2 protein-coding genes, 2 tRNA genes and 2 rRNA genes are annotated in these 2,673 nt (G+C 31.0%); 1 reads left to right on the top strand and 5 read right to left on the bottom strand.

The annotated features are described in order from the left end of the window. Positions 1-516: 516 nt before the first annotated feature. Both CLHOM_RS11105 and CLHOM_RS11100 read right to left on the bottom strand, forming a co-directional pair. Complete coding sequence (locus CLHOM_RS11105; RefSeq protein ID WP_052221767.1) at positions 517-1,257, bottom strand: peptidylprolyl isomerase; 741 nt, start codon at positions 1,255-1,257, stop codon at positions 517-519. A 128-nt stretch (positions 1,258-1,385) separates the two neighbouring features. After that, positions 1,386-1,461, bottom strand: a tRNA-Lys gene (locus CLHOM_RS11100). A 169-nt stretch (positions 1,462-1,630) separates the two neighbouring features. Here CLHOM_RS11100 and CLHOM_RS11095 point away from each other — a divergent pair. Next, a complete protein-coding gene (locus tag CLHOM_RS11095) occupies positions 1,631-2,104 on the top strand; it encodes a peroxiredoxin (RefSeq protein WP_052221766.1) in 474 nt (157 codons plus the stop codon). 123 nt (positions 2,105-2,227) lie between these two features. Here the strand turns inward: CLHOM_RS11095 and CLHOM_RS11090 are convergent. From CLHOM_RS11090 to CLHOM_RS11080, 3 genes are all read right to left on the bottom strand, one after another. Beyond that, positions 2,228-2,303: transfer RNA gene (locus CLHOM_RS11090), tRNA-Phe, on the bottom strand. A 5-nt stretch (positions 2,304-2,308) separates the two neighbouring features. Next, positions 2,309-2,425 (bottom strand): 5S ribosomal RNA (gene rrf, locus CLHOM_RS11085). 150 nt (positions 2,426-2,575) lie between these two features. Then, positions 2,576-2,673 (bottom strand): 23S ribosomal RNA (locus CLHOM_RS11080); the annotation flags it as partial.

The following is a 2,673-nucleotide window of genomic DNA, read 5'->3' as shown; positions in this document are numbered from 1 at the left end:
CACTCCTCAGCTTCGCTGAGCGAGTTTCCTTCGCTTCTCTATAACTTCATTTTGAGTATCCTTACTCAATTACAGTTATTGACTGGCATTTATTTACCTTAATTCTGTTTAATTTTCAAAGACCATTCATTTCGCCATCATCAGACAGCTTATTTAGTATATCAATTTTATAATCATCTGTCAACAACTTTTTTCAAAATTAAAAATATTCGAAAATTTTATTTGTATTAAGATAAATTACTTATTGAAATGTTTTTCTGTTTCTTTCGACAACATTGACTATCTTATCAGAATGATATAGTACATGCTTAGCATAAATATGCTTTAGCATTAAATTATCTTTATTATTCTTTAAAATGCTGTCCTTCTTCATCATCTTACTTCATTAGACACTCCAGGTTAAGTATATGCTATAACAGTTCTTTATTCACGCTGCTTTAAAAATCTTTAATAATAAAAAAGCAATATATCTTAAAACTATTAGATTTCAAGATATACTGCTTTAACTTTATTTTATTACATTTCTACTGAATATTTCTTTTTTAACTCATCTAAAAAAGTCATATACTTATAATTTTGTCTTTCCTGATAAAGTTGTGACCTTATCATGTCTTCCATTTCATCAAAGGATTTAACTTTAGGCTCTTGTTTATCTTCTACCTTTATTATGTGAAATCCAAATTGAGTTTTAACTGGATCACTAATAGCTCCTACTTCTAATCCAAAAGCTACTTCCTCAAATTCTGGAACCATCTGCCCTCTTCCGAATCTGCCTAAATTTCCTCCTTGTGCTTTTGAAGGACATGAAGAATATTTTTCAGCTGCGCTTTCAAAACTTTCACCATTTTTTACTTTATCTTGTATTTCTCTAGCCAATTCCTCAGAGTCTACAAGAATATGTTTTGCAACAACGCTTTCCCCATCAACAAACATATGTTTATTTGCTTCGTAATAACTAACTACTTCTTCCTCTAAAACTTTCACATCAGAAAGAGCTTTATCTACAGCCATTTGAGTTAACATATCTCTTTTTACGCCTTCTAGTTTCTCTTTAAATTCATCGGAATTCTCTAAATTAATTTCTTTTGCGTAATTATAATATAATTCGAAAGCAACAAGCTGCTCTAGCAGTTGTCTCTGCCCCTCTTCTGTTTCTAAATATCTTTGTCTTTCCTGTGGAAACCTTTGAATGGATAATTCAATATCCTTTTGTGTTATTTCTCTTCCATTAACCTTAGCTAAAACTTTATTTTCCATTATAAACTCCTTTAAATTTATTAATAATATTATAGTATGCTTTGCACAACTTGTATTATTATAGCACATTCCATACTGTGATTTCCAATAAATAAAAAAAGTACATCTATTTATTGTAAGATGTACTTTGGTGATCCACCGGGGAATCGAACCCCGGACAACATGATTAAAAGTCATGTGCTCTACCGACTGAGCTAGTGAATCATATATATTATATTTTAAACACATTTGCTATTATATCAGCCATCTTGTACCTTGTCAATAATATTTTAACTATTCTTTATATTAATTATTTCTATATACTAAATGGTAGTTGATAATTGATAATTATTATTTTATAATAAATCCATAATATTAAATTGAAGGTGATTTTATGACTATGATTGAAATTAAAGAAAAACTTCTAGCTCCTAACTTTACTCTTCCAGGGTCTGATAAAAAAGAACATAAATTAAGTGATTTTAGAGGCAAAAAAGTTGTTTTATATTTTTATCCTAAAGATAATACATCTGCATGTACAAAAGAAGCAGAAGCTTTTAGAGACAATATAGGTAGGTTTAATGATAAAGATATAATCGTTATAGGAATAAGTAGAGACTCTATAGCTTCTCACGATAAATTTATATCAAAATTAAATCTACCATTCTTACTTTTATCCGATACTAACGAAGAAGTTGTAAATTTATATGGAGTTTTAAAGGAAAAAACTATGTATGGAAAAAAACATATGGGTATTGAGAGAAGTACGTTTATAATTGATGAGAATGGTATAATTAAAAAAATATATAGGAAAGTTAGAGTAAATAATCATATTAATGATGTTTTAGACTTTTTAAATACTTTATAAGATCATTCTGCTAAATTTATATCAAAAAAGCTTAAGAAAATACTTAAGCTTTTTTTAGTATCAAGTTTATAAAGTTATAATTATAAAATAAAAAAACTCTAACTATATAAGTAGTTAGAGTTTTGGTGGCTGGACCAGGAATCGAACCAGGGACACGAGGATTTTCAGTCCTCTGCTCTACCGACTGAGCTATCCAGCCATACTACCCGGCGGCGACCTACTCTTCCACACCGTCACCAGTGCAGTACCATCGGCGCTTTGAAGCTTAACCTTCGTGTTCGGAATGGGAACGGGTGTTACCTTCAAGCCATAACCACCAGATAGCCAGACATCCAAAATCTTCGATTTTGTGATGGTCGGCTACTCATGAGCTTCTGCTCAAGAGTGTCGTTAATCAGTACTCCTCAGCTACGCTGAGTGAGTTTCCTTTGAAAGAACTTTGTTCTCTCAAAATTGCACAGTGAATTAATATTGATCAAGTCCTCGACCTATTAGTATTAGTCAGCTGAGTACATTACTGCACTTACACCTCTAACCTATCAACCTGATGGTCTTTCAGGGGTCTTACT

The organism is Clostridium homopropionicum DSM 5847, from assembly GCF_001263795.1.
In the GTDB taxonomy this organism is placed as follows: Bacteria; Bacillota; Clostridia; order Clostridiales; family Clostridiaceae; genus Clostridium_H; species Clostridium_H homopropionicum.
The sequence above is the reverse complement of the archived record's forward strand: the minus strand, read 5'-3'. Positions and strand labels throughout refer to the sequence as shown.